A 25,334-nucleotide genomic window follows, 5' to 3' on the forward strand; every position below is an offset into this window, starting at 1 on the left:
GTTGCTTCCCCCACCAAGCCCGACAAATGCGATAAATCGGGATATAGGGCCACAAATGGGGTGGCTTATGCTCAGTCTTGAGCATGCGCTTGCCTTTTCCGGAGGCGGCCGGGGGCACCACCGTCCCATGGCAGACCTTCCCTTTCACGACCGGGCGGACTTCGACGACGCCGAGCGCGGCTTCCTCGCCAAGCTGACCCCTGCGGTGATCGAGGCGGCAGACGGCAGGGTCGTCTGGGACAACGACGCCTACGGCTTCCTCGACGGCGAGTGCCCGGACACGGCCCACCCCAGCCTCTGGCGGCAGGCGCAGCTCTGCGCCAAGCAGGGGCTGTTCGAGGTGACGGACGGCATCTATCAGGTACGCGGCCTCGACCTGTCCAACATGACCCTCGTGGAGGGCGAGCGCGGCGTCATCGTCATCGACCCGCTGGTCTCCACCGAGTGCGCGGCCGCAGCGCTCCGCCTCTACCGCGACCACCGCGGCGACCGCCCGGTCACCGGCCTGATCTACACCCACTCCCACGCCGACCATTTCGGCGGCGCCCGTGGCGTCACGGACGGCACCGGGATCCCCGTCGTCGCGCCCGCGCACTTCATGGAGCACGCCGTCGCCGAGAACGTCTACGCCGGCACCGCCATGAACCGCCGCGCCGCGTACATGTACGGCCAGCACCTGCCCCGCGACCCGGGCGGCCAGCTCGGCTGCGGCCTGGGCATGGGCACCTCGACCGGCACCGTCTCGCTCGTCCCGCCCACCCTGGACGTCACCCGCACCGGGCAGGAGGAGACGATCGACGGCGTCCGCATCGTCTTCCAGCTCACTCCCGGCACTGAGGCCCCGGCGGAGATGAACTTCCTCTTCCCCGACCACCGCGCCCTGTGCCTGGCCGAGAACGCCACCCACAACCTGCACAACGTCCTGACGCTGCGCGGCGCCCTGGTGCGCGACACCCGCGTCTGGTCCCGCTACCTGACCGAGGCCATCGCCCTGTTCGCCGACCGCGCGGACGTGGCCTTCGCCTCCCACCACTGGCCGACCTGGGGCAGGGAGCGCATCGTCACCTTCCTGTCGCAGCAGCGCGACCTGTACGCGTATCTGCACGACCAGACCCTGCGCATGCTCAACCGCGGCATGACCGGCGCCGAGATCGCCGAGGGCATGCGGCTGCCGCCCGCGCTGGAGCAAGCGTGGCACACGCACGGCTACTACGGCTCGGTCAGCCACAACGTCAAGGCGATCTACCAGCGTTATCTCGGCTGGTTCGACGGCAACCCGGCCCACCTGTGGGAGCACCCGCCGGTCGAGCAGGCGCGCCGCTACGTCGAATGCCTCGGCGGCACCTCCGCCGTCGTCGCGCTGGCCGACCGCTACGTCGGCGAGGGCGACCTGCGCTTCGCCGCCACCCTGCTCAACCACGCGATCTTCGCCGACGAGCAGGACTCCAGGGCCCGCCGGCTGCTGGCCGAGGTCTACACCCGGCTGGGCCACGGCGCCGAGAACGCCACCTGGCGCAACTTCTTCCTGACCGGCGCCGCGGAGCTGACGGGCCACGCGTCGGCGGGCGCCACCGACACCACGTCGCCGGACCTGCTCCGGGCGCTCACCGTCGAGCAGATCTTCGACTCGCTCGCCATCCGCGTGAACGGCCCCGGCGCCTGGAACGAACGCTTCGCCATCGACTGGCACCTCACCGACCTGGACGAGCGCCACCGCACCACGATGGGCAACGGGGTGCTGATCCACCAGGAGTCGCCCTCCGGCGGCGGCGCCGACCTGACGCTCCGGCTCACCAAGGCGCGCCTGATGGGCCTGCTGGCCGGTGACGGCGACCCCGGCGGCCTCGATCACGACGGCGACGTGTCCGTCCTGGAACGGCTGACCGCCCTCCTGGAGGAGCCCGCGCCGGACTTCGCCATCGTCACCCCCTGACCACGGCTTCGGCCAAGAATGCCCAGCCTTGGGCCATAGGTGCTGCAACCTCCGGCGTGTCCGTCGACCGCGCCTGGACGTCTGGCGCAGGCTCGCAGAGGGCTCGACCGGCACACGGACTGATGGGAAGCACGGGCATGGCCGAACTGGGACGCGTGCGCTGGAAGCGCTTCGCCTGGATCTTCGCCCCCGTCGCGGCGACGACCACGCTGCTCGTCGGTGCCACGGCGCAGGGCGTCATCGGCGCCACGTTCGTGGTGTCCGGCAACAGCTTCAAGCTCTTCGCCGGCGAGCTGCGCGGCCAGGGCTTCGCCCTGTCCAGCAACGTGGTACGGACCAGGAAGGACCGGCTGATCCCGGTCATCACCACCGGCGTACGGCGAGCCGTGGTCACCGGCCTGTGCCAGAGCGCGCTCGTCAAGACCCCCCTCGGCACGGTGACGATCGAGCTCACCGGCGGCCGCAACGGCAACGAGGTGACGATCGACGACCTGGTGATCGACGTGGCGGCGGGGCGGACCGCCTCCTCCCTGCGCGAGCTGGAGCTGGGCCGCGACGCCGCCACGCTGGACGAGGTCCCCGACGCCAGGGGCCCGGCAGGCACCTTCGGCAGCCAGGCCAGGTCGGTCGTGCTGCGCAACGTCAGGCTGGAGCCGTGGGCCGCGACGGCGGCGACGTTCAGCCTGCCCGACCTCGGCCTGCGGGTGCTGCGCGGGGTGCAGGAGTGTTTCTGAGAGCCGATGGGGGAGAGCGTCGTGAGGCTGTGGCGGCGATCGCGGCCGTTCTGGGGCGGGCTGTTCATCGTGGCGGCGGGGCTGGAGCTGCTCTCCATCCCGCTCGCGGTGAACGCGCTGCCCGTGGCGGTGATGTTCGGCAGGGTGGGCGCCGGGTTCCTGATCGCCCTGACGCTGGTGATCGCGGGGGTGCTCGTCTGGTTGCAGCCCGGCCAGCGGATGTTCCTCGGCCTGGTCTCGGTGCTGCTGTCCATGGCCTCCTTCGTCTACTCCAACCTGGGCGGCTTCCTGATCGGCATGCTCATGGGGCTGCTGGGCGGCATGCTGACGATGGCGTGGACGCCGGTCAGCCTGCCCGCCAACCGTCTCGACCGCGTCACCGTGCGCGGCCTGCTGGCGGCGGCGCGGCGGGCGCCTGATCTGCTCACCGCGACGCGGCGGAAGCCCGGCCTGCTCGCCACCGCACGAGGGAAGCCCGGCCTGCTCGCCACCGCGCGGAGGAAGCCCGGCGTGCTCACCGCAACGCGACAGAAGCCCGGCGTGCTCGCCGCGACAGGGCGCGGCACAGGGCGGGACGTGGCGGAGCCTCGGCCTCTGGACACCTTCGACGCGCTCGGCTGACGGCCTGCCGGTCGCCTCACCTGCCGAGCCTGAACTTCTGCGCCTCCCCCACACCCGCTGGTGGTCCGCCCACCGCGACGGGGTTGGAGACCCAGTGCACCGCCTGCCGCCTGAGCAGGTCGTCCTCGTTCCGCAGCGAGGTGATCACGTCGTCGCCGCGCCGCGAGCTGCTTGCGCAGCGGATCGAGCCTGGACGGCTTGGAGCCGTCGGTGAAGTAGCCGGGGTAGTGCGCCCGCAGCGCGTCCTCCCCGGGCGCGGGTGCCACCCCGGTGGGCGCCTGCTTGGTCACCTCCACCATGGACGTGCGACCGGTACCGGGCTGTCGCCGTGGCTCCTGGACGTCACCGTCACCGTGAAGTACTCCGCCGAGCAGGGCGGCGAACCGTTCGCGGGTGCGGTCAAGGGCCTGCTCAAGCCCGCTCCCACGGCCCGCTACTGCGACGTGCCGGCGGAGTTCCCCGAGGAGTGGTCGGCGTTCCTCGACGGCTCCGACGACACGATGGTCCTGCCGTTCACGCCGGCGTCGTTCCCCGGCATGATCGGCCGCGCCGTCACCGGGGTGTACGCCCTGTACTCCCCGGCCGGCTCAGGCCGCTTCCTGCTCAACGGCGACCAGCGCCTGGCTCTGGACGAGGGCAAGCTCGTGCCCACGCCCGGCTTGACCGCCGGACCTGGCGGCTGGTGCTGGACGGCGACAAGTCCGCTCTGGCGGGGCTGGGCCTGATCGTGGCCTACCGCGCCCGCCAGCGGACCCCACCCGTGCCCCGGTCAGGGGCACGGGTGCCTACGGGTGAAGCGGCCCCTCCTCGGCGTTCCTGGCGAAGGGCGGCTGCGCCGGCTGCTCGGCCGCGGGCCTGGGGGTGCCGCTGAGGATCCGCTGGACCGCGTCGCCCCTGTTCTTGAGGTTCTCGGTGTCGTCCTGCCATTGGATGCGTGGGCGTCGGGGTGTGTCAGGCATGCCAGCCACCGTAGTGACATGATCGGCAAGGCCGCGTAACGAGAGTCTCAGCTTTCCGTGCTTCGCGGCAGCCCGCCCGGGATGATCCGTTGCCCCGCTAGGCTTCCGCGCATGCAGCGTCCCCTCGCGCACCGGCTGGCCGTCGCCCTGCTCGCGCTCCTCTGGCCCGGCCTCGCCGGCGGCGTCGTGCTGGTCTGGCAGGGCCGCGCCGCCCCCTACGAGATCTTCGCGGGGGTGTTCTGGAGTGCGGTCTGGTACTTCTGGCTCGCCCGGGTCTGGCTGGGCGGGCCGATGGCGATCGGGCTGATGCGCAAGGCCCTCTACGGGATCTGCCCGATCCTGATCCTCGCCGCCGGGCTGGCCGTCGGGATGAGCGACGGCGAGATCCACCCGTCGCAGCTCACCGGGTTGGGCGCCGCCCTGTGCGGCCTCGCCGCCGCGCTGCTGCTCGGCCGCGGGGAGGTCAGGCGCTGGAGCGAGTCGGCCGCCGCGCCGAAGGCGGTCCGCCAGCCGCCCGACGGGACCGCCTTCGACCTGCGGGCCGTCGCGCTGCGGCAGAACAGGGGCATGTTCGGCTGCCTGATGATGGTCGTCGCGGCGGTCGTCCTCGTCGTGGTCGGCCTCATCGGCGCGGCGCTGCCCGCCGACCGGGGGACGGACGCGCCGGACTACATCGCGTTCATGGTGGGCGTGGTGCTGGTGGTGGTCATCGGCATCGCCGGATATATCCGGATAAATCTCCAGGCCAAGGCGCTGGGCGTGCTGGTGATCACCGCGCGGGGCGTCAACGACCATCCGTGGTCCAGGCTGCGCTCGGTCTCCCTGTCGTACGCGGGCGAGGCGTCCGTCGTGGCCGGGGTCCGCCGCCATCCGGGGGTGCGGCTCGACCTGTCCCTGTACGACGAGCCGGACGAGCACCACCTCGCCCTGCCCAACGAGGCGAACGTGCACGGCTCGATCGCGGCGGCGCTGGCGGCGCACGCGCCCGAGGGCGTCTTCCTCGGCTGGACCCGGCGGGCGGACCGGGCGCGGTCAGCCCGCTAGGCTCAGGCGGAAGGTGTAGTAGTCGACCTTCCAGCCGTCCCTGACGAGGTCACGGTGGGCGACGACCTGTCTGGTGAAGCCCGCCTCGTCGCTGAGCCGTTCGAGGTAGGCCAGGTCGCCCGCGGTGCCGAAGCCGATCAGCACGCGCCCGCCGGGGGTCAGGTGCCGTCCGGCGTCGCGGAAGAACGCCGTCATCGCCCGGTAGTCCTCGTCGGTGGTGGCGGCCTCGAACAGGTCGCGTGGTGCGAACCAGCGGAACGGCGGGTCGAAGACGATCAGGTCGAACCGGCCCTCGACGTGGCTGAACACGTCGCTGTGGCGGACCTCGACCCGGTCGGCCACGTGGTTGCGCGCGGCGTTGTCGCGGGCGGTCTCCACGGCGAGCGGGTTGATGTCCACGGCCAGCACCTCCGCGGCTGCCGAGGCGGCCAGGACGGCGTTGACGCCGCAGCCGGTGCCCAGGTCGAGGACGCGGTCGCCGGGGCGGACCTCGGTCAGCACGGCCTCGCCCATCAGGTGCGACATGCCGGTGATCGGCTGCACGCCGGGCGGCACCCACAGGGTCCTGCCCAAGTAGGTGAACGTCTGGCCCGAGCCCGCCTCGCGCTTGGCGGCCTCGTAGGCACGCTCGTGCCACCGGCGGATCCGTGCCACCTCGGCGGCGGAGAGCGTCGGGGTGTAGGACGTGCCGGCCGGCCGGGACGGGGGTGGGTCGGTGGGGGCCATACCCGAACTCTACGGAAGCGAGTGGCCCGCGCGCTGAGGCTCCGGACGCGGAGGCGGGCCGGGTGAGAGCGTGCTGCGCATCGGGGCGGTGCCGGGCCAGGCGAGGTGGTCGACCGCCAGGAAGGGCTCGGCGACCACGGTGGCGGGGGTCAGCCCGGTGAACTCCATGACGTCCCGGTGCAGGTGGGACTGGTCGGCGTACCCGGTGTCGGCGGCGACCCCGGCCGCGCCCGCACCGGCGACCAGGCGGTGCGCGGCGTGATCGAAGCGGACCAGCTTCGCCGCCGCCTTCGGCCGCAGGCCCAGCTGGGAGCGGAACCGGGACCACAGGCGCTTGCGGCTCCACCCGAGCTCCTGCGCGAGCCCGTCCACCCTGACCAGGCCGCGCCCGTCGACGATCCGGTCCCAGGCCCAGGCCACCTCGGGGTCCACCGGCGCCCGCGCCTCGCGGCGGCCGGCGAGCAGCGCGTCGGTCAGCGCGAAACGGGCCTGCCAGGAGGTGGTCGCGGCCAGCCGCTCGCGGACCCGCTCGGTCTCCCGGCGGCCCCACAGCTCCTCGACGGTCACCACCAGGCCGTCGAGCTCGGCCGGGGAGACGCCCAGCACCGAGCGGGCGATCACCGGGGACAGGCGTACCTGGAGGCACTCGACGTTCTCGCCGCGTGCCCAGACCGTCCCCCCGGCCCCGAACCCCGGCCCGGCGACGATGCTCCCCCGCTGCCGCGGCCCCGCGCCGCCGTCGAGGACGGGCGAACCGGCGCCGAAGTCCAGCACCAGTGTCACGGCCGGATGCGGGACCATCCGCAGCGCGTCCAGCCCGGCGATCCGGAACCCGGCCATGGTCACCCCGGCCACCCGGCTGGGCCGCCGCCGGCACTCGACGCCCCACGCGACCCCGCCCTGGGAGAACGTGCGCACGGCACCATGCTACGCGGGCGATCGAAGGAACATTCGTCCAAGCCACCGGCGGGCACCGGCGGCGACAGTGGCCTCATGACCCTTTCTGACGGCGGACCGCACCTGGACGATGCGGCCGCGACCACCGAGAGCCTGACCCTGTCCCTGCCCGACGGCGCGATCCACGTCCGCCTCGACGGCCCGCGCGACGCTCCCGCCCTCCTGCTCATCCACGGGTCCGCGGCCTCGGTCCGCTCGTGGGACCGGCTCGTGCCGCTACTGACGGCAGCCCATCGCGTCATCCGGATCGACCTGCTCGGCCACGGCCGCTCGGCCAAGCCGGGCGACCGCAGCTACGCGATCCCGGACCAGGCACGCCGGGTGGGCGAGGCGCTGGACCTGCTCGGCGTGCCGCGCGTCGTCGCCGTCGGGCACTCCAGCGGCGGGGTGGTCGCCACCGCCCTGGCCGAGCGGCGGCCCGACCTCGTGACCGCGCTCGCGCTGGTCAACACCGGCCCCAGCCTGGACGCCCACCTCGCGCCGCCGGACGCCGCCGCGCTCAGCCCCCAGCAGTGGCCGCCGACCGACGAGCAGCTGCGCCGGTTCGCCGGCACCGGGTTCAGCCGGGCCGGGTTCGAGGTGCCGCCGGAGCTGCTGCGGGAGGTGCGGCTGATGACCTTCCACACGCTCGCCGCGACGATGGCGGGCACCACCGGCTACCTGCGGGAGCGGGCCCTGCCCGAGCGGCTGGCGCCCCTCGGCAAGCCGCTGCTGGTGATCTTCGGTGCGGATGATCGCCGCTGGCGCTCCTCCTCCGCCGCCGGCTACGGCCTCGTTCCGGGAGCGGCGATCGAGCTGCTGCCCGGCATCGGGCACTCGCCCATCCTGGAGGACCCGCCGGCGACCGCCTCGCTGCTCCTGGACTTCACCGCCGCGTCGGTGACCTGACCATCAGCGCGTGAGGCTGTCGCTGGGCTGCCCGGTGCCCCACGAGGCGAGGATGCGCAACGCGTCGTGCGAGGGCGTGCCGGGCTCGGCGGTGAGGACCATCAGCCGCTGGCCCGAGCCGTCGGGGCTGCTCCACGTGTCACAGTCGAGGGTGAGGTCGCCGACCAGCGGGTGGCGGTAGCGCTTCGTCCCGTAGGCGGCGTTGTTCACGCGATGCTCCGCCCACCAGGTACGGAAGTCGGCGTCCCGCACCGACAGCTCACCGACGAGCCGGGCCAGCTCGGGATCGTCGGGATCGGCCCCTGACTCCATGCGCAGGGCGGCGACGGCGTCGCGGGCGTCGTGCTCCCACTCCAGGTGCATGCCGCGCATGACCGGGTCGGTGAACAGCAGGTACAGGTAGTTGCGCCGGTCGGCGGGCAGCCGGGAGAAGTCGGTGTAGAGGGCGGCGGCGCCGGCGTTCCACTCCAGGACGTCCAGCCGCCTGCCCAGGACGATGGCGGGGGTCGCGGTGAGCTGGTCGAGCAGGCGCCGCATGGCGGGGCGGACGCGTTGCACGGGCCGGCGCCTGCGGGGCCGGGCGTCGGTCTTGCCGGCGAGCTGGTACAGGTAGCGCTGCTGGTCCTCGTCCAGCCGCAGCGCGCGGGCCAGCGTGGCGAGCACCGAGGCGGACGCCCTGACGCGGCCCTGCTCCAGCCGCGTGTAGTAGTCGACGCTGATGGCGGCGAGCTGGGCGACCTCCTCCCGGCGCAGCCCCGCGACCTTGCGCCGGGACTCCTGCTCGGGCAGGCCGAGCTCGCGCGGGTCCAGTTGGGCCCGGCGGGCCTTGAGGAAGGCGCCGAGTTCGCCGGGGCCAGATGTGGGGCTCATGTCTCCATTGTCGGACCTGTGGTGCCGAGGTTGAGGGGGCAGGTTCTTTCCCAGGCAAGAACCCGCCGCTTTTGCCCGCCCCGCGATGCGACGACTGTGGACACGTGCCCGGCACCGAGCCGGGCCGGCCGAACACTTACGGAGCATCCCATGTCGAAGATCGACGTCACCTTCCCCAGCGCCGGCATCCCCCTCGCCGGGCACCTCCACCTCCCCGACGCCCCGGCGGCGGGGCCGCGCCCGGCGATCGTCGTGGGGCATCCCGGCACCGGGGTCAAGGAGCAGGCCGCCGGCCTGTACGCCCGCCACCTGGCCGAGCGGGGGTTCGTCGCGCTCGCCTACGACGCGGCCTACCAGGGCGAGAGCGGCGGCGAGCCGCGCAACCTGGAGGACCCGGCGCAGCGCGTCGAGGACCTCAAGGCCGCCGTGAGCTTCCTGACCACCCGCGGCGAGGCCGATCCCGGCCGCATCGGCATGCTCGGCATCTGCGCCTCGGGCGGGTACGCCCTGTCCGCCGTCGCCGGTGACCGGCGCGTCAAGGCGGTCGCCACCGTCAGCGCCGCCGACGTGGCCCGCCAGTTCCGGCTGGGGGCCGACGGCACGCAGGACCCGGCGGTGTACCTCGGCATGCTGGACGCCGCGGCGCACGCCCGTACCGTCGCGGCCGGGGGCGAGGAGGCGCCGGTGCTGGACCTCTTCCCCGAGACGGTCGAGCAGGCCCGCGCGCTCGGCGGCGAGCACGGCGCCGAGGGCTTCGAGTACTACCGCACCGAGCGCGGCCGGCACCCCCGCTCGCCCGGTCTGCTGACCTGGGACAGCGTGGACAGGCTGGCCTCCTTCGACGCGTTCGCGCCCGTGCCGCTGATCGGGCAGCGGCCGCTGCTCATGGTCGTCGGGACCCGGGCGGTGACGTCGTGGATGAGCGTCGAGGCCTTCCAGCGGGCGACCGGGCCGAAGGAGCTGCACTGGATCGAGGGTGCCAGCCATGTGGACCTGTACGACAGGAAGCAGTACGTGGATCCGGCCGTCGAGCGGATCGCCGCGTTCTTCGGCGAGCACCTGGGCAGGACGGCCTGATCGCCACGGCCTGACCGCCGCGCCTGATCGCCGGCGCCTGATCGCCGGCGCCTGATCGCCGGCGCCTGATCGCCGGCGTCTGATCGCCTCGCAGCGCGAGCGGCCGCCCGTCATGGGCGGCCGCTCGCGAGGGAGACTTCCGGTCGCTTACTTGAGCAGGCGCTTGCCGAGAAGCTCCTTGCCCTGCTCGGCTCCCTTACGGCTCTCGGCCTGAGCGCGGCGGAAGAAGCTCGCGAGCTCCTGATCGCCCGTACGCTCGGCGTCGGCGATGTAGTTCTCCAGCCGCAGCACGTTGCTCAGGCACTGCTCGACGAACCAGATCAGGTTGTAGTCCTTGTCCTGGGTACCGGTGACCTTGCCGGTCTCCTGGGTCGACGGATCCATCGGTCTCCTCCTAGCCGTTCGACGGTCAGATCCATCCCCCTGCCCACCCGGCGCGACGCCATCGCGCGGCCGGGTCGCCTCCGTCCCCCTGCCCGTCAGGCACGAGGTATGCACCATCGGGCCATGACCCTCGTGCGCGGTTTCACCGGGACGGAAATGCGCGGCCCTTCGTGGGTGTTGGCCGAGACATGGGAAACCGTTTCGCGGACCAGGACGTCATCCGGCGGCTCCTGACCGAGGCGCACACGTGGGCCTTCGTCGGCTTGTCCGACCACCCGGGCCGGACGGCCTACGACCAGGCGGGCCTGCTCAAGTCGCGCGGCCGGCGGATCATTCCCGTCCACCCGGCCGCCGGGGCCGTGCTCGGTGAGCCGGGTTACGCGTCGCTGGCCGAGGTGCCGGGCAAGGTGGACGTGGTGGCCGTGTACCGGCGTTCCGAGCATGCCGGTGAGGCTATCGACGAGGCCATCGCGATCGGGGCCGGGGCGGTCTGGCTGCCCCTGGGTGTGATCGACGAGGCGGCCGGTGAGCGCGCGCTGGCGGCCGGGCTGGACGTCGTGATGGACCGCTGCCCGGGCGTCGAGTGGGCCCTGCGCCGCACCGCCTGAAACCGCGTCGCCGTGCGCCGTTCAGGTCTGGGTGCGGCGGATGACCTTGGTTAGCTGCTGCCCCTCCCCCGCCGCCGGGCTCGCCGGTGCCGTGGACACCAGCACGTCCGGCGGGTCCTGCCGGTAGAAGATGTCGATGTCGACCTCCTCACCCCCCATGATCAGCGTGTCCCAGGCCCCGCTGATCAGCAACGTCCGTAACGTCTCCGCCTTCAGCCCGCGCAGATGCCCCCGGAGCGTGGCGTCGTCCGGCATTCCGGGGATGCGCGGAGCCAGCCGGTCGCGGATCTGCCGCAACCGGCCCATGAGCGCGTCCAGCTCGGCGTCCTGACGCGCGCCGGAATCCCAGCGGGCGCCGGAATCCCCGTGCGCGCCGGAATCCCTGTGCGCGCCCGAATCTCCGCGCGTGCCGGAATCCCTGCGCCCGTCGAGGTCCTTGCGCGGGTCGGAGTCCTGCGCGGCCTCCGCGATGCCCGCCGCGATCTGGTCCTTGATCGCCCGCGTGACCCCCTGCCCGTCCGTGGTCACCATCGCCTTCCAGGCGCGGCTCTTGTGCCGGTACTGCAGCATCGACATGGCCGCCTCGTGCCGGATGAAGTCCGCGTCCCTGAACGGCCGGGCCCGCCAGCTCTGGCTGAGCGTCCTGGCCAGTGAGATGGCCGAGGCCAGCCCGCTGTTCAGGCCGCGGCCGGGCCAGAAGTGGATGGCGTTGGCGGCGTCGCCGAGCAGGAAGCCGTACGTGCCGGGCGTGGCGGAGGTGGGCGGGTGGAGCTGGGCGGTGAAGCGGGGCCGCTGCACCATGTCGAGCCGGAACGCGGTGACCGCGCTCAGGTTCTCCTCCCGTACCCCGAAGAACCGCAGCCCCTCCATCACCCGCCCCCACAGCGCCGACCCCTTGACCAGAGCGGGCAGGAACAGCGTGCTGTGGGTGGAGCAGCGGAACTCGCCGTGCTCGGTCCGGTCCATCAGGCACGGGCTGGCGGCCACGCACTGCTCGAACACGTGCCGCACCGGGTCGATGCCGATGACCTCCTCGGCCTCGGCGTCGGTGAGCCGCATGTTGAGGAAGCCCTCGCCGCGCAGGGCGTTCAGCAGGAAACGGTTCTGCGCCACGGTGAGCAGGACCGTCATGGGGTCGGGCAGGTCGGACTTGACCCGCAGGCCCAGGACGACGTCCCGCAGGTGGTGGCCGTCGAGGGAGTAGATGGAGGTGTCGGCCTTGCCGAACTTGGCGGCGAAGTGCTCGCGGGTGCGCGACCGGCCGCCCTCGCAGATCGCCAGCACGTGGTCGCGCGCCGCGGCCTCGCCGTGCTCGCCGGGGTCGAACCGCTCGGGGACCAGCCTGATCCGGCCCGGCCGCTCGCCGGCCATCGCCAGCAGCGTGTCCTCGATGTAGGAGATGCGCAGGTTGCGCGGGCTGCGGCCGCGGATGGAGTCGGGGCCGGCGGGCCACATCTCGGTGAACGCGCCCGGGGCGAACAGCCGCGCCTGCACCTTCTCCGGCAGGTTCAGGTACTGCCGGCTCTGCACCGTGACCACCTGCTGCCGCCGGACGTTGCCCTGCTCCTTGCCCTTCCAGACGACCCGGTCGCCGTCGGGCATCCAGCGGCCGTCGTACACGGTGATCGCCACCCGCTCGCCCATGAGGTGGTCGAGGAGCAGGGCGAAGCCGAGCCCGACGGGGCCACCGCCGCTGACCGTGACGCGCAGGACCTCGGCGGGGTCCACCGCGCGCGCCGCCCGCCGGCCGATCTCCCGCATCAGCCCCGGGTCCATGATGGTCTCGACGTCGTCGGACGCCTCGAAGCGGAACACCTCGTCGCCGATCGCGATCACGTCGCCGGGCCGCAGCTCGTGCGTGGTCACCCGGACGCCGTTGACCAGGGTGCCGTTGCGGCTGCCCAGGTCGTGCAGCACGTACCGGCCGGCCTCGTACCGCACCTCGGCGTGCGCGCGCGAGGCGCGGCCGCTGGCGATCACGATGCGGCTGTCGCTCCTGCGGCCGAACGTCATCGGCCGGTCGTCGATCGGAAACCTCTGTCCGGACAGCGGGCCCTCACGCCCCACGATCACCGGCGGCATAGGTCACTCCCATTTCCTAGCCCATGGACTGACGGTGCGCCCCAAGCGTGAGCCGGTTCCGGGGAATTGACCGCTGAAAATTACGCACGCGGCGCGCACTTCGCGGGAAGTCGTGACGGCTGTGAAAGCTGAGGCGATTCAGCTGGGCAGGTGCAGCTCGAACCCTCCCGCGGCGAGCTCCGGCAGGAAGGCCGCCGGGTCCACGAGCTGTTCGAGATGCCGTACGCCGGGCGGCAGCGCGGGCAGGTCACGGATGAGGAGCGCCGCGACACGCCCGGTGGCGCGGCTCTGCGAGTGCCCGCTGAAGGCGGCCCGCGCCGGGCCGCGGGCGACGGTCACCGCGAAGCCGTCGCCGCCGAGGTGCACCTTGCCCAGCAGCTTGACCAGGAGGTCGCGCACCCGGGGGCGGCGCAGCACGGCGGCGACGCGCGGCCGTCCTGCCGCCGCGAGCAGGCCGGTCATGAGGCGGGAGTCCAGGCAGAGGCCGGTGCGGGCGGAGGCCAGGCCGAGCGCGCCGAGCCCGTCCAGCGTCCAGGCGATCGCCGCCGCGCCGTGCTGCTCCCCCGAGCCGAGCAGGACGCCGACGAGCAGGTCCCGGTGCCCGCCACGGGCGCCGGCCACCAGGCTCACGCTCAGGGCGGCGGCCAGCAGGTTGGTGACGCCGGGCACCAGTCCGACGCTCAGGGCGGCGATGGCGCCGCGGGCCGTGGCCAGGTCGTCGAGCTCCTCGATCGCCGCGAGCACGTGCCGCGAGGCCGACACGTCCACGTAGTGGATGCCGCGTTCCAGGCAGGCGCGGGCGACGCGGGCGTTGTCGATCTCGGCGCACATGAGGACGGTGGTGACGCCCTCCAGCGCGCTGCCCAGCTCGTCGGGATCGGCGGCGTCCACCCGCTTCGCGGTGGCACCGGAGACGGCGCGGGCCCGCTCGGGTTGCGCCCCGCGACGATCACCCGGATGCCGGGGTACGCGGCCAGCCGCGGCGGCGGCCTCCCTGCCGACCGCGCCGTAACCGCCCAGGACGAGCACCGTGTGCGTGCCGGCAGAACTTTTCGCAGTCACACCACAAGAATGTTTTCGTAGTGCTGCTACAGTCAAGTCCGTGAGCGCGACACGATCACCACGGCGGAGCGAGGACGGGCGAGCGGCGCGGGCCAGGTCCACCAAGGCGCGCATCATCGCGGCCGCCACGGAGCTGTTCACCACGCACGGCTACGCGGCCACCAGCGTCACCGCCATCGCCGCCGAGGCCGCCGTGGGCGAGCAGACCGTCTACTACGCCTTCGGCCACAAGCGGGCCATCCTGAGCGCGGCCCTCGACGTGGCCGTGGCCGGCGACGACGAGCCCGTGCCCACCCTCGATCGCCCCTGGGCACGCGCCGCGATCGCCGACCCCGACCCGCTGGCGCAGCTGCGCCGCCAGGTGTCAGGCGCCGCCGAGATCCTCCTGCGCGCGGCACGGCTGCTGGACGTGGTGCGCAGCGCCGCCATCACCGACCCCGACCTCGCGGGGGTCTGGGACACCAACGTCCGGCAGCGTCTGACCGTGCAGCGGGTCTTCGCCGACGCCCTGGCCGGCAAGACGGCCCTGCGTGCCGGGCTCACGCCGGAGACCGCGGCCGACATCGCCCTGGCCACCCTCTCCCCCGAGACCTACAACCTGCTGGTCCACGGCCGTGGCTGGAGCGCCGAGCAGTGGCGCGACTGGGCGCTCGACGCCCTCACCGGCATGCTGACGACCCTGCCCCGGCCGATGCCGCCCTCCGGGTGACGGCAGGCGGCCTGACGGCAGGCGGGTGACGGCAGGCGGGTGACGGCAGGCGGGTGACGGCAGGCGGGTGACGGCGGGCGATCGCACCACCACCGGCGCCACCCGCCGACCGTCATCACTTCTCGTCGCGCACCTGCGCCGCCGTGACCGCGACGGTGGTGACGATGTCGGCCACGGTCGCGCCCCGGGACAGGTCGTTGACAGGCTTGCGCAGCCCCTGCAGCACCGGCCCCACCGCCACCGCCCCCGCACTGCGCTGCACACCCTTGTACAGGTTGTTGCCGGTGTTCAGATCCGGCACCACGAACACGGTGGCCCGCCCGGCCACCTCGCTGTCGGGCATCTTGGTGCGGGCCACCGCCGGATCGACGGCGGCGTCGTACTGGATCGGCCCCTCCACCCGCAGATCCGGCCGCCGCTCGCGGACCAGCTCGGTCGCCGCGCGCACCTTGTCCACATCCGCCCCCGCCCCCGAGGCACCCGTCGAGTACGACAACATCGCGATCCGCGGATCGACCCCGAACAACGCCGCGGTACGCGCCGAGGCGATCGCGATCTCGGCCAGTTGCTCGGCACTCGGATCGGGATTGACCGCGCAGTCACCGTAGACCAGCACCCGATCGGCCAGGCACATGAAGAACACGCTGGAGACGAGCCCCAGCCGCAGGATCTCGAACGCCGGCCTGATCGTGTGCGCGGTGGTGTGGATGGCCCCCGACACCATGCCGTCGGCCATCCCGGTGTGCACCATCAACGTGCCGAAATAGGACACATCAGTCACCGTGTCCCGCGCCAGCTCCACCGTCATGCCCTTGTGCGCCCGCGCCTCGGCATAGGCGCGGGCGAACCGCTCACGCAGCTCCGCATCGAACGGGCTCAGCACCCGCGCCGCGTCCAGATCCAGACCGAGCTGAGCGGCCTGCACCCGGATCCGCTCCTCATCACCGAGCAGGGTCAGCTCCGCCACCCCCCGGCGCAGCAGGATGTCGGCCGCCCGCAGGATCCGCGGCTCCTCCCCCTCCGGCAGCACGATGTGCCGGCGCCGGGCCCGCGCCCGATCCAGCAACTCGTACTCGAACATGAGCGGCGTCACCACCTCGGTCTTGGCGATGTCGAGCCGCTCCAGCAGCAACCGGCCGTCCACGTGCTCGGCGAACAACCGGACCGCCGTGTCGATCTTCCCGCCCGCCTCCGGCGTGAACCGGCCCTCCACCGCCGACAACCGGGTCGCGGTCTCGAACGTGTCATGCTCGGTGGCCAGCACCGGCAGCGGAATCGCCATCCCGCGCAGCAACCGCTCGACCGGCACCGGCAGATCCGTGCCCCCGGTCAGCACCACCGCCGACAACGCCGCGAACCCCGGCGCCTTGTGCGCCGCGATCAGACCGGGCAGCAACGCGGCCGCCCGATCCGACGGAATGATCACCGCCGCGCCTTCCGTCAGCCGCTCCAGGATGCCCGGCAGCGACATCGCGCCCACCATCAGCGCGCTCGCCTCCCGGCCCAGGCCGTCCCGCTCCCCCAGATACAACCGCCCCTCACAGGCATCCAGCAGGTCGGCCACCGTCGGCGCCCGCAACGACGGCGTCTCCGGCAGCACGAACACCGGCGTCGGATGCGCCGGCGCCACCGGCCCGGCCGCCCGGGTGACCACCACCGCCAGCTCCCGGGCGTGGTGGTGGGCCAGCTCCCGCGCCGACAGCTCGACCGCCGCGCCGATCTGCGCCGCCGTCCGGCCCCGGCCGCTGACGACGTTCAGCACCGGCGTGCCGAGATCCGCGGCCAGCCGGGCGTTGAACCCGAACTCCATCGGCGCCCCCACGTCGGTGTAGTCGGTGCCGACCACCACCACCGCGTCACACCGCCCGGCCAGCGCCCGGAACCGGGCCACCACCTCCCCGGCCGCGCGCTCCCCATCGGCGTGCACCTCGTCGTAGGTGACCCCCGCGCACGCCTCGTACGGCAGGGCGAGCTGGAACCTGCTCCGGATGGTGTTGATCAGCGCGTCCTCCCGCCCCGCCCGCACCACCGGCCGGAACACCCCTACCGTCTCCACCTGCCGGGACAGCAGCTCCACCAGACCCAGGGCGACGGTTCCCTTGTTGCTCTCCGCCTCACCCGCAGCAATGTACACAGCACGCGTCATGCCTCTCATTGTTCTCGGCCCGGGCGGAAATAGGCTCATGGGCATGCCCGACCACATTCTCGTCCTGAACACGGGATCCTCCTCCATCAAGTACGAACTGGTGGACCCGCGCACCCGAGCCCGCTCGGCCAAGGGTCTCGTCGAACGCATCGGCCAGGAGCAGGGGCGGCTGACGCACCGCACCGGCGACGGCCCGCCCTACGTGCGCGACCGCCCGTTCCCCGGCCACCACGAGGGGCTGGAGGCGATGATGGAGGCGTTCGCCGAGGCGGGGCCCAAGCTGGCGCCCACCGCGGTGGGGCATCGGGTGGTGCACGGCGGCGAGCGGTTCGCCGAGGCCGTGCTCATCGACGACGAGGTGATCGCCGCCATCGAGGAGCTGGCGCCGCTCGCGCCCCTGCACAACCCGGTCAACCTCACCGGGATCCGGCTCGCCCGCGAGGTGTTCCCCGGGGTGCCGCAGGTGGCGGTGTTCGACACGGCGTTCCACCGGACGCTGCCGCCGGAGGCGTACACGTACGCGGTGCCGCGCGAGTGGCGGGAGCGGGGCGTGCGGCGCTTCGGCTTCCACGGCACCTCTTACGCCTACGTCTCCCGCCGCGCCGCCGCCCTGCTCGGCCGCGACCTCGCCGAGCTCAACCTGATCGTGCTGCACCTGGGCAACGGCGCCAGCGCGACCGCGATCTCCGGCGGGCGCAGCGTCGACACCTCGATGGGCATGACGCCGCTCGAAGGGCTGGTCATGGGCACCCGCTCCGGCGACGTGGACCCGGCCGTCGGCGGTTACCTCGCCCGTTCGGACGGCCTGGACGCCGAGCAGGTGGAGCACGCGCTCAGCCACCGGGGCGGCCTGCTCGCGCTGACCGGCTCCAGCGACATGCGCCAGGTGCGCGCCCGCGACGACGACGAGGCCCGGCTCGCCCTGGACGTCTACACGCGGCGCATCCGCAAGTACGTCGGCGCCTACTACGCGCTGCTCGGCCGGGTGGACGCGATCGTGTTCACCGGCGGGGTGGGCGAGCACGACGCCGCCACCCGGGCCGAGTCGCTGGCGGGGCTGGAGCGGCTCGGCATCGCCGTGGACGCCGGGCTCAACGCGGCGGCCTCGGGTGAGGAGCGTGCGGTGTCTCCCCCGGGCGCCGAGGTGCCCGTGCTGGTCGTCCCCACCGACGAGGAGGGGGAGATCGCCGGGCAGACCCTCGCGACGCTGACCGCGGACCCCTCCTGACCTGCCCGGCTTCGCCGGAGACGGCACGGTGACCCCCTGAGCGCGGCTATCGTGGGACGAAGATCTGAACCACAGCCGTGCCAGGAGAACGCATGAGCAACCGCCTCACCGCCACGATGATCAGCCAGGCGGCCGAACGGTTGCGCCCCGTGGTCCGCCGCACCGCGCTGGAGCCGAACGAGCGGCTGTCCGGCCTGCTCGGCGGCCAGGTGCTGCTCAAGCGCGAGGACGCGCAGGTCTGCCGCTCCTACAAGGTGCGCGGCGCGTTCAACCTGATCGCCTCGCTCACCGAGGAGGAGCGGCGGCGCGGCGTGGTCTGCGCCAGCGCCGGCAACCACGGGCAGGGCGTGGCGTTCGCCTGCGCGCGGCTGGGGATCAGCGGCCGCGTGTACGTGCCGTCCACCACGCCCCGGCAGAAGCGCGAGCGCATCGCGGCGCTCGGCGGCGACCGGGTGGAGATCGTGGTCGGCGGCGGCACCTACGACGAGGCGAGCGGCGCCGCGCACGCCGACAGCGAGCGCACCGGCGCGGTCTACGTGCATCCGTTCGACGACGTCAGGACGATGGCGGGGCAGGGCACGGTCGGCCTGGAGATCCTGGAGCAGTCGGGCCAGGCGCCGGGCACGGTGGTCGTCCCGGTCGGCGGCGGCGGCCTGATCAGCGGCGTGGCCGTCTGGCTGCGCGAGCACTCCCCCGCCACCCGCATCGTCGGCGCCGAGCCCGCCGGCGCGGCCAGCATGCGCGCCGCCCTCGACCACGGCGGCCCCCTCCCCCTGCCCGAGCTCGACACCTTCGTCGACGGCGCCGCCGTCGGCACGGTGGGCGAGAGCACGTTCCCGCTGGTCGAGGATCTGGTGGACGAGGTCGTCGCGGTCGACGAGGGCGCCGTGTGCACCGAGATGCTGGATCTCTACCAGACCGACGGCATCATCGCCGAGCCCGCCGGAGCCCTCGCGGGGGCCGCCGCGCGCGAGGTCCTCGCCTACGCGCCGGCGGGGCCGGTGGTGTGCGTGGTGTCGGGCGGCAACAACGACGTCAGCCGCTACAACGAGGTGCTGGAGCGCTCGCTCGTGCACATCGGGCTGCGGCACTACTTCCTGGTGACCTTCCCGCAGCGGCCCGGCGCCCTGCGCCACTTCCTGGACGAGGTGCTGGGCGAGGGCCAGGACATCATCGCCTTCGAGTACATCAAGAAGAACAACCGGGAGACCGGCCCGGCGCTGGTCGGCATCGAGCTGGAGCGGGCGGGCGACCTCGACGACCTGCTGTCCAGGATGAAGGCGAGCCCGCTCACGGTGGACCGCATCCCGCCGGGCTCGCCGCTCTTCACGTTCATCCTCTGAGCCGTCAGGCCCTGCGGTCACGGTCTTGCCCGCGCCGTCGGGCGCGAGCACGGAGTGGACGCGGCGCGCGCCGGCGCCCAGGCCACGCTGTCGACCGTCCACAGCGGGTCGGCGGCGATCTCGTCAGGCGTGCGGCCGGTGCAGCGCCCGGTCGAGCCTGAGGTCGCGGAAACCGGCCATCCTGACACCGGGAACGGCGGGACCCGCGCCGGGCGCCGCCACCTCCCAGCCGCCGCGACGCCGGGGCCCCCGCCGAGTCCGCTTCCATCACGCGAGCATTACTGCCGTGATCGTGAACCTGAGCGGCCTCCCGCCCGACTGTGCAGGGTGACGGAAGGGACGAGATGACCGATGAGCTGCTCGTGGTCCGCGCCCAGCTGGGCGAGCGGGCCGCCTGGGCGGAGCTGGTGGGCCGATGGCGGGTGCCGGTGTGGACGTACGTGCGGCGCATGCTGGACGCCGACCGGGCCGACGACGTGACCCAGGAGATCTGGCTGGCCGTGGTCCGCGGCCTGCCCCGGCTGCGCGAGCCGAGCCGGTTCGCGCCCTGGCTGTTCACGATCGCCCGCCGGTCGGTGGCCGATCGCCTGCGTGACGAGTACGCCGCGGCGGACGAGAGCCGCACGGCCGGCGAGGCGGCGGCGGAGGATCCGGTCGAGAGCGTGGTGGACCGGGCCGAGCTCGTCGCCGCGCTGGCCGGGCTGCCGGTGCTGGAGCGGGAGGTCCTCGTCCTGTTCTACCTGGAGGACCTGTCGGTGGAGGAGTGCGCGCAGATCTGCGCCGTCCCGCCGGGGACGGTCAAGTCCAGGCTCAACCGGGCTCGCCGGATGTTGCGCGAGCACCTGGAGGAAAGGGGATACCGGGCGTGAACGAGGAGGAGCCGCGCCTGTCGGCGCGGGAGCTGGTCGAGCGGCTGGAGCCGTCGTTGTCGCCGTGGCGGCGGGTGCGTGCCGTGACGGCGTTGCTGGCGGGGGTGGCCGGGGCGGTGTTCGTGGGTGCGTTGTGGTGGAGCGAGCCGGGGCCGTTGCCTGGCCGTACGCAGGTGGCGTTCGCCCTGTTCGCGGTGTTCTGCCTGGCCTGGGCGGGATACGGCGGGTGGCTGCTGACGCGCAGGGTGCCGTTGTTCGCCACCGATCGGGTGGTGGCGGGCTGGATCGCGCTGGGGGCGTCGGTGGTCACGGCCGCCGGTCTGGCAGTCGTCTCGGTGCAGCGCGGGGCCGGGCTGGGGGCCGCGCTGGCGGTGGGGGGCGGCTTCGTCGCGGTGGCGCTGGTGCTCGTCGTGCGGGCGCACGCGCGCCGCGCCGAGCTGCTGCGCCGCAAGCGCGAGCTGACCGGCGGGGAGCGATCGTGAACGCGCCCGGAGCCCGCGGGCCGGGCGGCGAGGTGCGCGCATGAACGCGCTGGACGCGGAAGGACTGGGCAAGCGGTTCGGCAGGCGCTGGGCGCTGCGCGAGGCCACGTTCGAGCTGCCCGCCGGAGCCCGGTGCGCGCTGGTCGGCCCGAACGGGGCGGGCAAGACCACGCTGCTGAACCTGGTGACCGGCCTGCTGGCCCCCACCACCGGCCGGGTGCGCGTCTTCGGCCGCCCGCTGGAGGTGTCCAGGGTGGCGTTCGTGGCGCAGGACAAGCCGCTGTACCGCCGGTGGAGCGTGGCCGACCTGCTGCGCTTCGGCGCCGCGACCAACCCGCGCTGGGACGGGCCCGCCGCCGCCTCGTTCCTGTCCACTCACGACATCCCCCTCGACCAGCGGGCGGACCACCTGTCCGGCGGCCAGCGCACGCTGGTGGCGCTCGCCCTGGCGGTCGGCAAGCGGGCCGACCTGCTGGTGCTGGACGAGCCGCTGGCCGAGCTGGACCCGCTCGCGCGCATCGAGGTGATGGACGCGGTGCGCGCCCTGGACACCACCCTCCTGCTGTCGTCGCACCTCCTCGCCGACCTGGCCGAGGTGTGCGACCAGCTGATCCTGCTCGGCGCCGGCCGCGTCCGCCTGTACGGCGACCGCGCCGGCCTGCTGGCCCGTCACCCCGCCACGACCATGGAGGACCTCGTGCTCGACCACCTGCGCAACCCCGGGCCGCCGCGATGACCGGGCCCGTCACGGGGCCGCTGTGGGTGGCCTGGCGCGGGCAGCGTGCGCAGGCCGCCGCGATCGCCGCCGTCGTGGCGATGTACGGCGTCCTCGTCGTGGTGGAGCACGTGGAGCCGGGCCTGTCCGGGCTCACCAGGCAACTGGCCGGCCTGTTGCCGGGGGCGGTCTGCCTGGTGTGGGGGGCGCCGCTGGTGGCCCGGGAGTTCGAGGCGGGCACGTACCGGCTGGCCTGGACCCAGAGCTGGACACGCGGTCGCTGGCTCGCCGCGGTCCTGTCCACGGCGGTCGCCGGCGCGCTGGCAGCGGCGGCGGTCCTGTCCGCGCTGCTGGCCTGGGCGCTGCCTCCTGCCGGGGGCGATCCGATGGCCTGGCCGTACTACGAGAGCCACGGCCCTGTCCTGTTCGCCCGCGTGCTGTTCGCCCTGCTGCTCGGCGTCGCGCTCGGCGCCGTGACCGGGCACACTCGCCTGGCCATGCCGCTGTCCGTCCTGCTGGCCGGGCTCACCCAGCTCGCGGGCCGGGCGCTGAGGGGGCTGCCCGGCCTGCCCTTCTGGCCCACGCAGTGGGTCGAGACGGCCTGCCATCTCCTCCTCGCGCTGCTGCTGGCCGGCGCCGCCCTGCTGGCCGTCCGGCGGCGCGCGTGACGGGCTTGGCGACGCGGGAACGGGGTAGCGAGCGGCCATGGCAGACGACGTCATCACCCTCATCAAGGCCGACCACCGCAAGGTGGAGGAGCTCTTCGCCAGGCTGTCTACCGGCAAGGGCGACGCCCGGTCCATCGTGGCCACCCTGCACGCCCTGCTCACCGCGCACGCCCGCGCGGAGGAGGACGTGGTCTATCCCCGTCTCGACGCCCATCACGGCCTGGAGGAGCACAAGGAGGCCGAGGTGCTGCTCGACAGCCTGAGGCGGGCCGAGCCGGGCAGCGCGGAGTTCGCCGGCGCGTACGAGCTGCTGGCGCTCTCGGTGAGCCACCACGTGCAGGAGGAGGAGAGCACGCTCCTGCCGCTGCTGGCCCGCACGACGACCGAGCGCGAGCTGCGCGCGCTCGGTAGGACGTTCCGTCACCGCCGGCAGCAGGAGTTGCGCGCGCTGACCGCCCCCAGACGGTCACGCCCGGCCTCCGGCGGGCCCGAGCTCACCAAGACGGAGCTGTACGAGCGGGCGCGCAGGGCCGACATCCCCGGGCGCTCCCGCATGAGCAAGCGCGAGCTGGAGAAGGCTTTGGCCAAGGCCCGCTCCTGACATGGGGCCTGGCCGACGATCTCCCTGAAGGCGGGCACGACCACGGGTCTCGGGGATGGGGGACCGGCGTGTGCGGAATCTGCGGATGGGCGGGCGAGGGGCTGTGGACGGCTCAGCACGCCGCGATCGGGCACTGCCCGCGGGCGCGCCTCAGCCGGCCCCGGCCTGCGTGAGGTGGAGGTGGGCGTACCGGCCGCCGGCCGCCAGCAGCTCGTCGTGCGTGCCCCGCTCGACGACGCGCCCGCGGTCGAGCACGACGATGAGGTCGGCCTGGCGCACGGTGGACAGCCGGTGCGCCACGACCAGGGTCGTGCGTCCCCGCATGAGGCGGGCCAGCGCGTCCTTGACCAGCTCCTCCGACTCCGAATCCAGCGCGGAGGTGGCCTCGTCCAGCAGCAGGATGCGCGGATCGCGCACGAGCGCGCGGGCGATGGCCAGCCGTTGCCGCTGGCCGCCTGACAGGCGCGCGCCCCGCTCCCCCACCACCGTGTCCCAGCCCTGCGGCTGGTCCTGGACGAACGACCACGCGTTCGCGTCGCGCAGCGCCTGGGCGATGCGCTCGTCGGGGACCTCCGGCAGCCCGTACGCAATGTTCTCCCGGATGGTCCCCTCGAACAGCACGGACTCCTGCGGCACGACCGAGACGAAGCGGCGCACGGTCCGCAGGTCGAGCTCCTGGAGGTCGGCGCCGTCGAGCAGGATGCGCCCGCCGGTCGGCCGCACGAAGCCGAGCACCAGGTTGAGCAGCGTCGACTTGCCCGAGCCGGACGAGCCGACGAACGCGACGGTCGTCCCCGAGGGGATGTCGAGGTCGATGCCGTGCAGGGCGTCCTCGTCGGCTCCCGGGTAGCGGTGGCAGGCGCGGTCGAGGCGGATGGCGCCGTCCACGGCGGCGACGACCCGCTTGCCCTCGTTCTGCTCGAGGTCCGGCTCCTGGATGACCTCGGCGATCGAGCGGATCGACTCCACGCCCCGCGCCGCGACCGGGATGAGCAGGAGCAGCTGGGTGAGGCCCTGCGTGAGGAGCGCGAAGTAGCTGGACAGCAGGACCACCTCGCCCGCGGTGATCGGCAGCAGGCCGGTGAGGGAGAACACCGCCGCCAGCACCAGGCAGCCGACCCCGAGGAGCTGCATCGTGACCCAGGACAGGGAGGCGACGTGCCCGTTCAGCATGTCCAGGTGCAGGCCGGCCCTGCGCACGCCGTCGGCGCCGTAGGCGACGCGCGTGACCGCGGTCTGCTCCAGGCCGTGCGCGCGGGTGACGGGGATCAGCGACGCCATCTCGCCGACCCGGGCGGCGAGCCCCTCCATCTCGCGGCGCAGCGCCTCGTTGCGGCGGCGCGACCGCCGGCCGAGCGCGGTGCGCAGGATGAGCGCGATGGGGACCGTGAGCGCGTAGACGGGCAGGAACTGCGGCACGGCGATCGCCGTCATCGAGACCGCGCCGATGAGCACCATGGTCGCCGACAGCAGCGGGTGGGTCACCTGCTGGAGCATCAGCTCCACGTTCTCCACGTCGCGCACGACCTTGTTCTGCACGATCGAGGAGCTCATCCGCGTGTGATAGCCGATCGACAGGCTCTGCAGCCGCGCGGCCAGCGCGTTGCGCAGGTCGGCGCCGAGGTCGCGGACGACCGTCATGAAACTGCGCGTGTAGAGCAGGTGGTTCGGATAGTTCTGCAACAGCAGGACGCCCGCGAGCGCGAACCACCACAGGACGGCGGTCAGCGACCCCCGGTCGGCGACGACGTCGATGATCGCGGCGGTGATGACCGGGAGGAACCAGAGCGGGATCTCCTTGAACGCGAACGCCAGGAGCGCGAGCGACATGCGGCCGGGCCGGCGCGCGAGCAGCCGGACGACGGACCGGGCCGGATGGGCGCCGTCGATCAGGGCGGAGACGTGGGAGGGGGGCTTCACTGCGTGTCCTTTCTCGCCGCCATGGCAGGGGCGTGGCTGACGTGGCGGCGTGGATCATGCAATCACACGCTTTTCCGCCGACACGGACCGGGCAGCCGGTTCGGATCCCGCTCCTGGCGTCGGCCAGGCCGCGCCGGAAGACGCCGTTCAGGTCGTAGAGCCGACGATCGCGAACCCGTGCCTGCGCCGTGCTGCCGTCCGGTGAGAGTACGTACGGGAAGCTGTACTCCTTGTGGCGCTTCGCGCCGGAGGCGGTGGCCGGCTCGGCGGTCAGGATGCGGCCGGTCACCGCAGGCAGGTGGTCCTGCCCGCCCTCCCCGAGCCGGCCGATCACCGGAATTTTCACCCGATTGCTTTTCCCGGCACTTCGCTCACTGAAAGTGAAGAAGTAAAGGTAAAACCCGGCGCGCACTTCTGGCGCTCACCTGCGCCGAGTGCTCGGCGCAAAAAATCTCCGCGTCCCGACGATTTATCACACATTCGTGGGTATGAAATGGGCTCACCATTCCGAAAGGAGGTCCTACCAGCCCTCGCGCGATAAACGGCCCCGCCTTCACGGAAGTCCTCCACTGACCTCCGCACGCGCCGAAGGGCGCGACTCTCGCCTGCTCAAGCGCATGGCGAAACCTTCATTCACCTTTCCCGAGCAAATGATTCCGCGCACCTATCGCGCGGCCCCTTCATTCCCTTACGAACAGCATTTGTCAA

At 73.1% G+C, this 25,334-nt stretch carries 26 protein-coding genes; 16 read left to right on the plus strand and 10 right to left on the minus strand.

The genetic code is table 11. The annotated features are described in order from the left end of the window. Nucleotides 1–127 precede the first annotated feature (127 nt). From LCN96_RS31560 to LCN96_RS31570, 3 genes are all read left to right on the plus strand, one after another. Complete coding sequence (locus tag LCN96_RS31560; RefSeq protein WP_225266061.1) at nt 128–1,933, plus strand: alkyl/aryl-sulfatase; 1,806 nt, start codon at nt 128–130, stop codon at nt 1,931–1,933. A 137-nt stretch (nt 1,934–2,070) separates the two neighbouring features. After that, complete coding sequence (locus LCN96_RS31565; RefSeq protein WP_225266062.1) at nt 2,071–2,667, plus strand: DUF6230 family protein; 597 nt, start codon at nt 2,071–2,073, stop codon at nt 2,665–2,667. 21 nt (nt 2,668–2,688) lie between these two features. Further along, entirely contained in the window at nt 2,689–3,288 is a 600-nt protein-coding gene (locus LCN96_RS31570; protein ID WP_225266063.1) for a DUF6114 domain-containing protein, read from the plus strand. A gap of 16 nt (nt 3,289–3,304) precedes the next feature. On the opposite strand, the gene LCN96_RS56780 is transcribed toward LCN96_RS31570, so the two are convergent. Then, a complete protein-coding gene (locus LCN96_RS56780; RefSeq protein ID WP_263657344.1) occupies nt 3,305–3,436 on the minus strand; it encodes a hypothetical protein in 132 nt (43 codons plus the stop codon). 205 nt (nt 3,437–3,641) lie between these two features. Between LCN96_RS56780 and LCN96_RS31575 the strand changes: the two genes are divergently transcribed. Beyond that, nucleotides 3,642–4,013: a hypothetical protein gene (locus LCN96_RS31575; protein WP_225266064.1), complete on the plus strand. Its 372-nt coding sequence runs from the start codon at nt 3,642–3,644 to the stop codon at nt 4,011–4,013. 60 nt (nt 4,014–4,073) lie between these two features. On the opposite strand, the gene LCN96_RS31580 is transcribed toward LCN96_RS31575, so the two are convergent. After that, nucleotides 4,074–4,247: a hypothetical protein gene (locus LCN96_RS31580; RefSeq protein ID WP_225266065.1), complete on the minus strand. Its 174-nt coding sequence runs from the start codon at nt 4,245–4,247 to the stop codon at nt 4,074–4,076. A gap of 111 nt (nt 4,248–4,358) precedes the next feature. On the opposite strand from LCN96_RS31580, the gene LCN96_RS31585 reads away from it, so the two are divergent. Then, nucleotides 4,359–5,291, plus strand: a complete 933-nt coding sequence (locus LCN96_RS31585) for a hypothetical protein (RefSeq protein ID WP_225266066.1) — start codon at nt 4,359–4,361, stop codon at nt 5,289–5,291. Here the strand turns inward: LCN96_RS31585 and LCN96_RS31590 are convergent. Both LCN96_RS31590 and LCN96_RS31595 read right to left on the minus strand, forming a co-directional pair. Next, entirely contained in the window at nt 5,280–6,017 is a 738-nt protein-coding gene (locus tag LCN96_RS31590; protein ID WP_225266067.1) for a methyltransferase, read from the minus strand. The genes LCN96_RS31585 and LCN96_RS31590 overlap by 12 nt on opposite strands. 9 nt (nt 6,018–6,026) lie before the next feature. Continuing rightward, on the minus strand, nt 6,027–6,935 hold the full coding sequence (locus tag LCN96_RS31595) for an AraC family transcriptional regulator (RefSeq protein WP_225266068.1): 909 nt from the start codon (nt 6,933–6,935) through the stop codon (nt 6,027–6,029). Between the two features lie 75 nt (nt 6,936–7,010). Here LCN96_RS31595 and LCN96_RS31600 point away from each other — a divergent pair, with 75 nt between their 5' ends. Further along, a complete protein-coding gene (locus LCN96_RS31600; protein ID WP_225266069.1) occupies nt 7,011–7,862 on the plus strand; it encodes an alpha/beta fold hydrolase in 852 nt (283 codons plus the stop codon). 3 nt (nt 7,863–7,865) lie between these two features. Here LCN96_RS31600 and LCN96_RS31605 read toward each other — a convergent pair whose 3' ends face one another. After that, nucleotides 7,866–8,732 carry a helix-turn-helix domain-containing protein gene (locus LCN96_RS31605; protein WP_225266070.1) on the minus strand — a complete coding sequence of 289 codons (867 nt, stop codon included), beginning with the start codon at nt 8,730–8,732 and terminating at the stop codon, nt 7,866–7,868. A gap of 150 nt (nt 8,733–8,882) precedes the next feature. Between LCN96_RS31605 and LCN96_RS31610 the strand changes: the two genes are divergently transcribed. Then, entirely contained in the window at nt 8,883–9,809 is a 927-nt protein-coding gene (locus LCN96_RS31610) for an alpha/beta hydrolase (protein WP_225266071.1), read from the plus strand. A 147-nt stretch (nt 9,810–9,956) separates the two neighbouring features. On the opposite strand, the gene LCN96_RS31615 is transcribed toward LCN96_RS31610, so the two are convergent. Further along, nucleotides 9,957–10,193 (minus strand): hypothetical protein, encoded by a 237-nt coding sequence (locus LCN96_RS31615; RefSeq protein WP_225266072.1) that lies wholly within the window; start codon nt 10,191–10,193, stop codon nt 9,957–9,959. Nucleotides 10,194–10,381: 188 nt separating this feature from the next. On the opposite strand from LCN96_RS31615, the gene LCN96_RS31620 reads away from it, so the two are divergent. Beyond that, nucleotides 10,382–10,801, plus strand: coding sequence for a CoA-binding protein (locus LCN96_RS31620; protein ID WP_225266073.1), 420 nt, complete (start codon nt 10,382–10,384; stop codon nt 10,799–10,801). 21 nt (nt 10,802–10,822) lie between these two features. On the opposite strand, the gene LCN96_RS31625 is transcribed toward LCN96_RS31620, so the two are convergent. Then, nucleotides 10,823–12,883, minus strand: a complete 2,061-nt coding sequence (locus tag LCN96_RS31625; RefSeq protein ID WP_225266074.1) for an FHA domain-containing protein — start codon at nt 12,881–12,883, stop codon at nt 10,823–10,825. Between the two features lie 138 nt (nt 12,884–13,021). Further along, nucleotides 13,022–13,945, minus strand: coding sequence for a saccharopine dehydrogenase NADP-binding domain-containing protein (locus LCN96_RS31630; RefSeq protein WP_225266075.1), 924 nt, complete (start codon nt 13,943–13,945; stop codon nt 13,022–13,024). Between the two features lie 40 nt (nt 13,946–13,985). Here LCN96_RS31630 and LCN96_RS31635 point away from each other — a divergent pair, with 40 nt between their 5' ends. Continuing rightward, nucleotides 13,986–14,654, plus strand: coding sequence for a TetR/AcrR family transcriptional regulator (locus LCN96_RS31635; RefSeq protein WP_225266076.1), 669 nt, complete (start codon nt 13,986–13,988; stop codon nt 14,652–14,654). 115 nt (nt 14,655–14,769) lie between these two features. On the opposite strand, the gene pta is transcribed toward LCN96_RS31635, so the two are convergent. After that, nucleotides 14,770–16,800, minus strand: coding sequence for a phosphate acetyltransferase (pta, locus tag LCN96_RS31640; RefSeq protein WP_225266077.1), 2,031 nt, complete (start codon nt 16,798–16,800; stop codon nt 14,770–14,772). Nucleotides 16,801–16,843: 43 nt separating this feature from the next. Between pta and LCN96_RS31645 the strand changes: the two genes are divergently transcribed. The 7 genes from LCN96_RS31645 (at nt 16,844) to LCN96_RS31675 (ending at nt 22,706) form a co-directional block, all read left to right on the plus strand. Beyond that, entirely contained in the window at nt 16,844–18,028 is a 1,185-nt protein-coding gene (locus LCN96_RS31645; protein ID WP_225266078.1) for an acetate/propionate family kinase, read from the plus strand. Between the two features lie 92 nt (nt 18,029–18,120). Further along, complete coding sequence (gene ilvA / locus LCN96_RS31650) at nt 18,121–19,371, plus strand: threonine ammonia-lyase IlvA (protein WP_225266079.1); 1,251 nt, start codon at nt 18,121–18,123, stop codon at nt 19,369–19,371. A gap of 344 nt (nt 19,372–19,715) precedes the next feature. Next, a complete protein-coding gene (locus LCN96_RS31655; RefSeq protein ID WP_225266080.1) occupies nt 19,716–20,240 on the plus strand; it encodes an RNA polymerase sigma factor in 525 nt (174 codons plus the stop codon). Then, entirely contained in the window at nt 20,237–20,722 is a 486-nt protein-coding gene (locus tag LCN96_RS31660) for a hypothetical protein (protein WP_225266081.1), read from the plus strand. Before LCN96_RS31655 ends, LCN96_RS31660 begins: the two co-directional genes overlap by 4 nt. 40 nt (nt 20,723–20,762) lie before the next feature. Then, nucleotides 20,763–21,458, plus strand: a complete 696-nt coding sequence (locus tag LCN96_RS31665; RefSeq protein WP_225266082.1) for an ATP-binding cassette domain-containing protein — start codon at nt 20,763–20,765, stop codon at nt 21,456–21,458. Next, nucleotides 21,455–22,105 carry a hypothetical protein gene (locus LCN96_RS31670; protein WP_225266083.1) on the plus strand — a complete coding sequence of 217 codons (651 nt, stop codon included), beginning with the start codon at nt 21,455–21,457 and terminating at the stop codon, nt 22,103–22,105. The genes LCN96_RS31665 and LCN96_RS31670 overlap by 4 nt, the downstream gene beginning before the upstream one ends. Before the next feature lie 37 nt (nt 22,106–22,142). Further along, a complete protein-coding gene (locus LCN96_RS31675) occupies nt 22,143–22,706 on the plus strand; it encodes a hemerythrin domain-containing protein (RefSeq protein ID WP_225266084.1) in 564 nt (187 codons plus the stop codon). Nucleotides 22,707–22,856: 150 nt separating this feature from the next. Here the strand turns inward: LCN96_RS31675 and LCN96_RS31680 are convergent, their stop codons facing one another. Further along, the gene (locus tag LCN96_RS31680; protein ID WP_225266085.1) at nt 22,857–24,626 is read right to left on the minus strand and encodes an ABC transporter ATP-binding protein; all 1,770 of its coding nucleotides are present in this window, start codon (nt 24,624–24,626) and stop codon (nt 22,857–22,859) included. Nucleotides 24,627–25,334: the final 708 nt, after the last annotated feature.

It is taken from the genome of Nonomuraea gerenzanensis, assembly GCF_020215645.1.
GTDB classification, from domain to species: Bacteria; Actinomycetota; Actinomycetes; order Streptosporangiales; family Streptosporangiaceae; genus Nonomuraea; species Nonomuraea gerenzanensis.

Excerpts from the sequence above, each read along its gene's own strand:
- LCN96_RS31560 (WP_225266061.1), top strand. The coding sequence starts at position 128 with ATGGCAGACCTTCCCTTTCACGACCGGGCGGACTTCGACGACGCCGAG.
- LCN96_RS31565 (WP_225266062.1), top strand. The coding sequence starts at position 2,071 with ATGGCCGAACTGGGACGCGTGCGCTGGAAGCGCTTCGCCTGGATCTTC.
- LCN96_RS31580 (WP_225266065.1), bottom strand. The coding sequence starts at position 4,247 with ATGCCTGACACACCCCGACGCCCACGCATCCAATGGCAGGACGACACC.
- LCN96_RS31585 (WP_225266066.1), top strand. The coding sequence starts at position 4,359 with ATGCAGCGTCCCCTCGCGCACCGGCTGGCCGTCGCCCTGCTCGCGCTC.
- LCN96_RS31590 (WP_225266067.1), bottom strand. The coding sequence starts at position 6,017 with ATGGCCCCCACCGACCCACCCCCGTCCCGGCCGGCCGGCACGTCCTAC.
- LCN96_RS31600 (WP_225266069.1), top strand. The coding sequence starts at position 7,011 with ATGACCCTTTCTGACGGCGGACCGCACCTGGACGATGCGGCCGCGACC.
- LCN96_RS31605 (WP_225266070.1), bottom strand. The coding sequence starts at position 8,732 with ATGAGCCCCACATCTGGCCCCGGCGAACTCGGCGCCTTCCTCAAGGCC.
- LCN96_RS31610 (WP_225266071.1), top strand. The coding sequence starts at position 8,883 with ATGTCGAAGATCGACGTCACCTTCCCCAGCGCCGGCATCCCCCTCGCC.
- LCN96_RS31615 (WP_225266072.1), bottom strand. The coding sequence starts at position 10,193 with ATGGATCCGTCGACCCAGGAGACCGGCAAGGTCACCGGTACCCAGGAC.
- LCN96_RS31620 (WP_225266073.1), top strand. The coding sequence starts at position 10,382 with ATGGGAAACCGTTTCGCGGACCAGGACGTCATCCGGCGGCTCCTGACC.
- LCN96_RS31625 (WP_225266074.1), bottom strand. The coding sequence starts at position 12,883 with ATGCCGCCGGTGATCGTGGGGCGTGAGGGCCCGCTGTCCGGACAGAGG.
- pta (WP_225266077.1), bottom strand. The coding sequence starts at position 16,800 with ATGACGCGTGCTGTGTACATTGCTGCGGGTGAGGCGGAGAGCAACAAG.
- LCN96_RS31645 (WP_225266078.1), top strand. The coding sequence starts at position 16,844 with ATGCCCGACCACATTCTCGTCCTGAACACGGGATCCTCCTCCATCAAG.
- ilvA (WP_225266079.1), top strand. The coding sequence starts at position 18,121 with ATGAGCAACCGCCTCACCGCCACGATGATCAGCCAGGCGGCCGAACGG.
- LCN96_RS31655 (WP_225266080.1), top strand. The coding sequence starts at position 19,716 with ATGACCGATGAGCTGCTCGTGGTCCGCGCCCAGCTGGGCGAGCGGGCC.
- LCN96_RS31665 (WP_225266082.1), top strand. The coding sequence starts at position 20,763 with ATGAACGCGCTGGACGCGGAAGGACTGGGCAAGCGGTTCGGCAGGCGC.
- LCN96_RS31670 (WP_225266083.1), top strand. The coding sequence starts at position 21,455 with ATGACCGGGCCCGTCACGGGGCCGCTGTGGGTGGCCTGGCGCGGGCAG.
- LCN96_RS31675 (WP_225266084.1), top strand. The coding sequence starts at position 22,143 with ATGGCAGACGACGTCATCACCCTCATCAAGGCCGACCACCGCAAGGTG.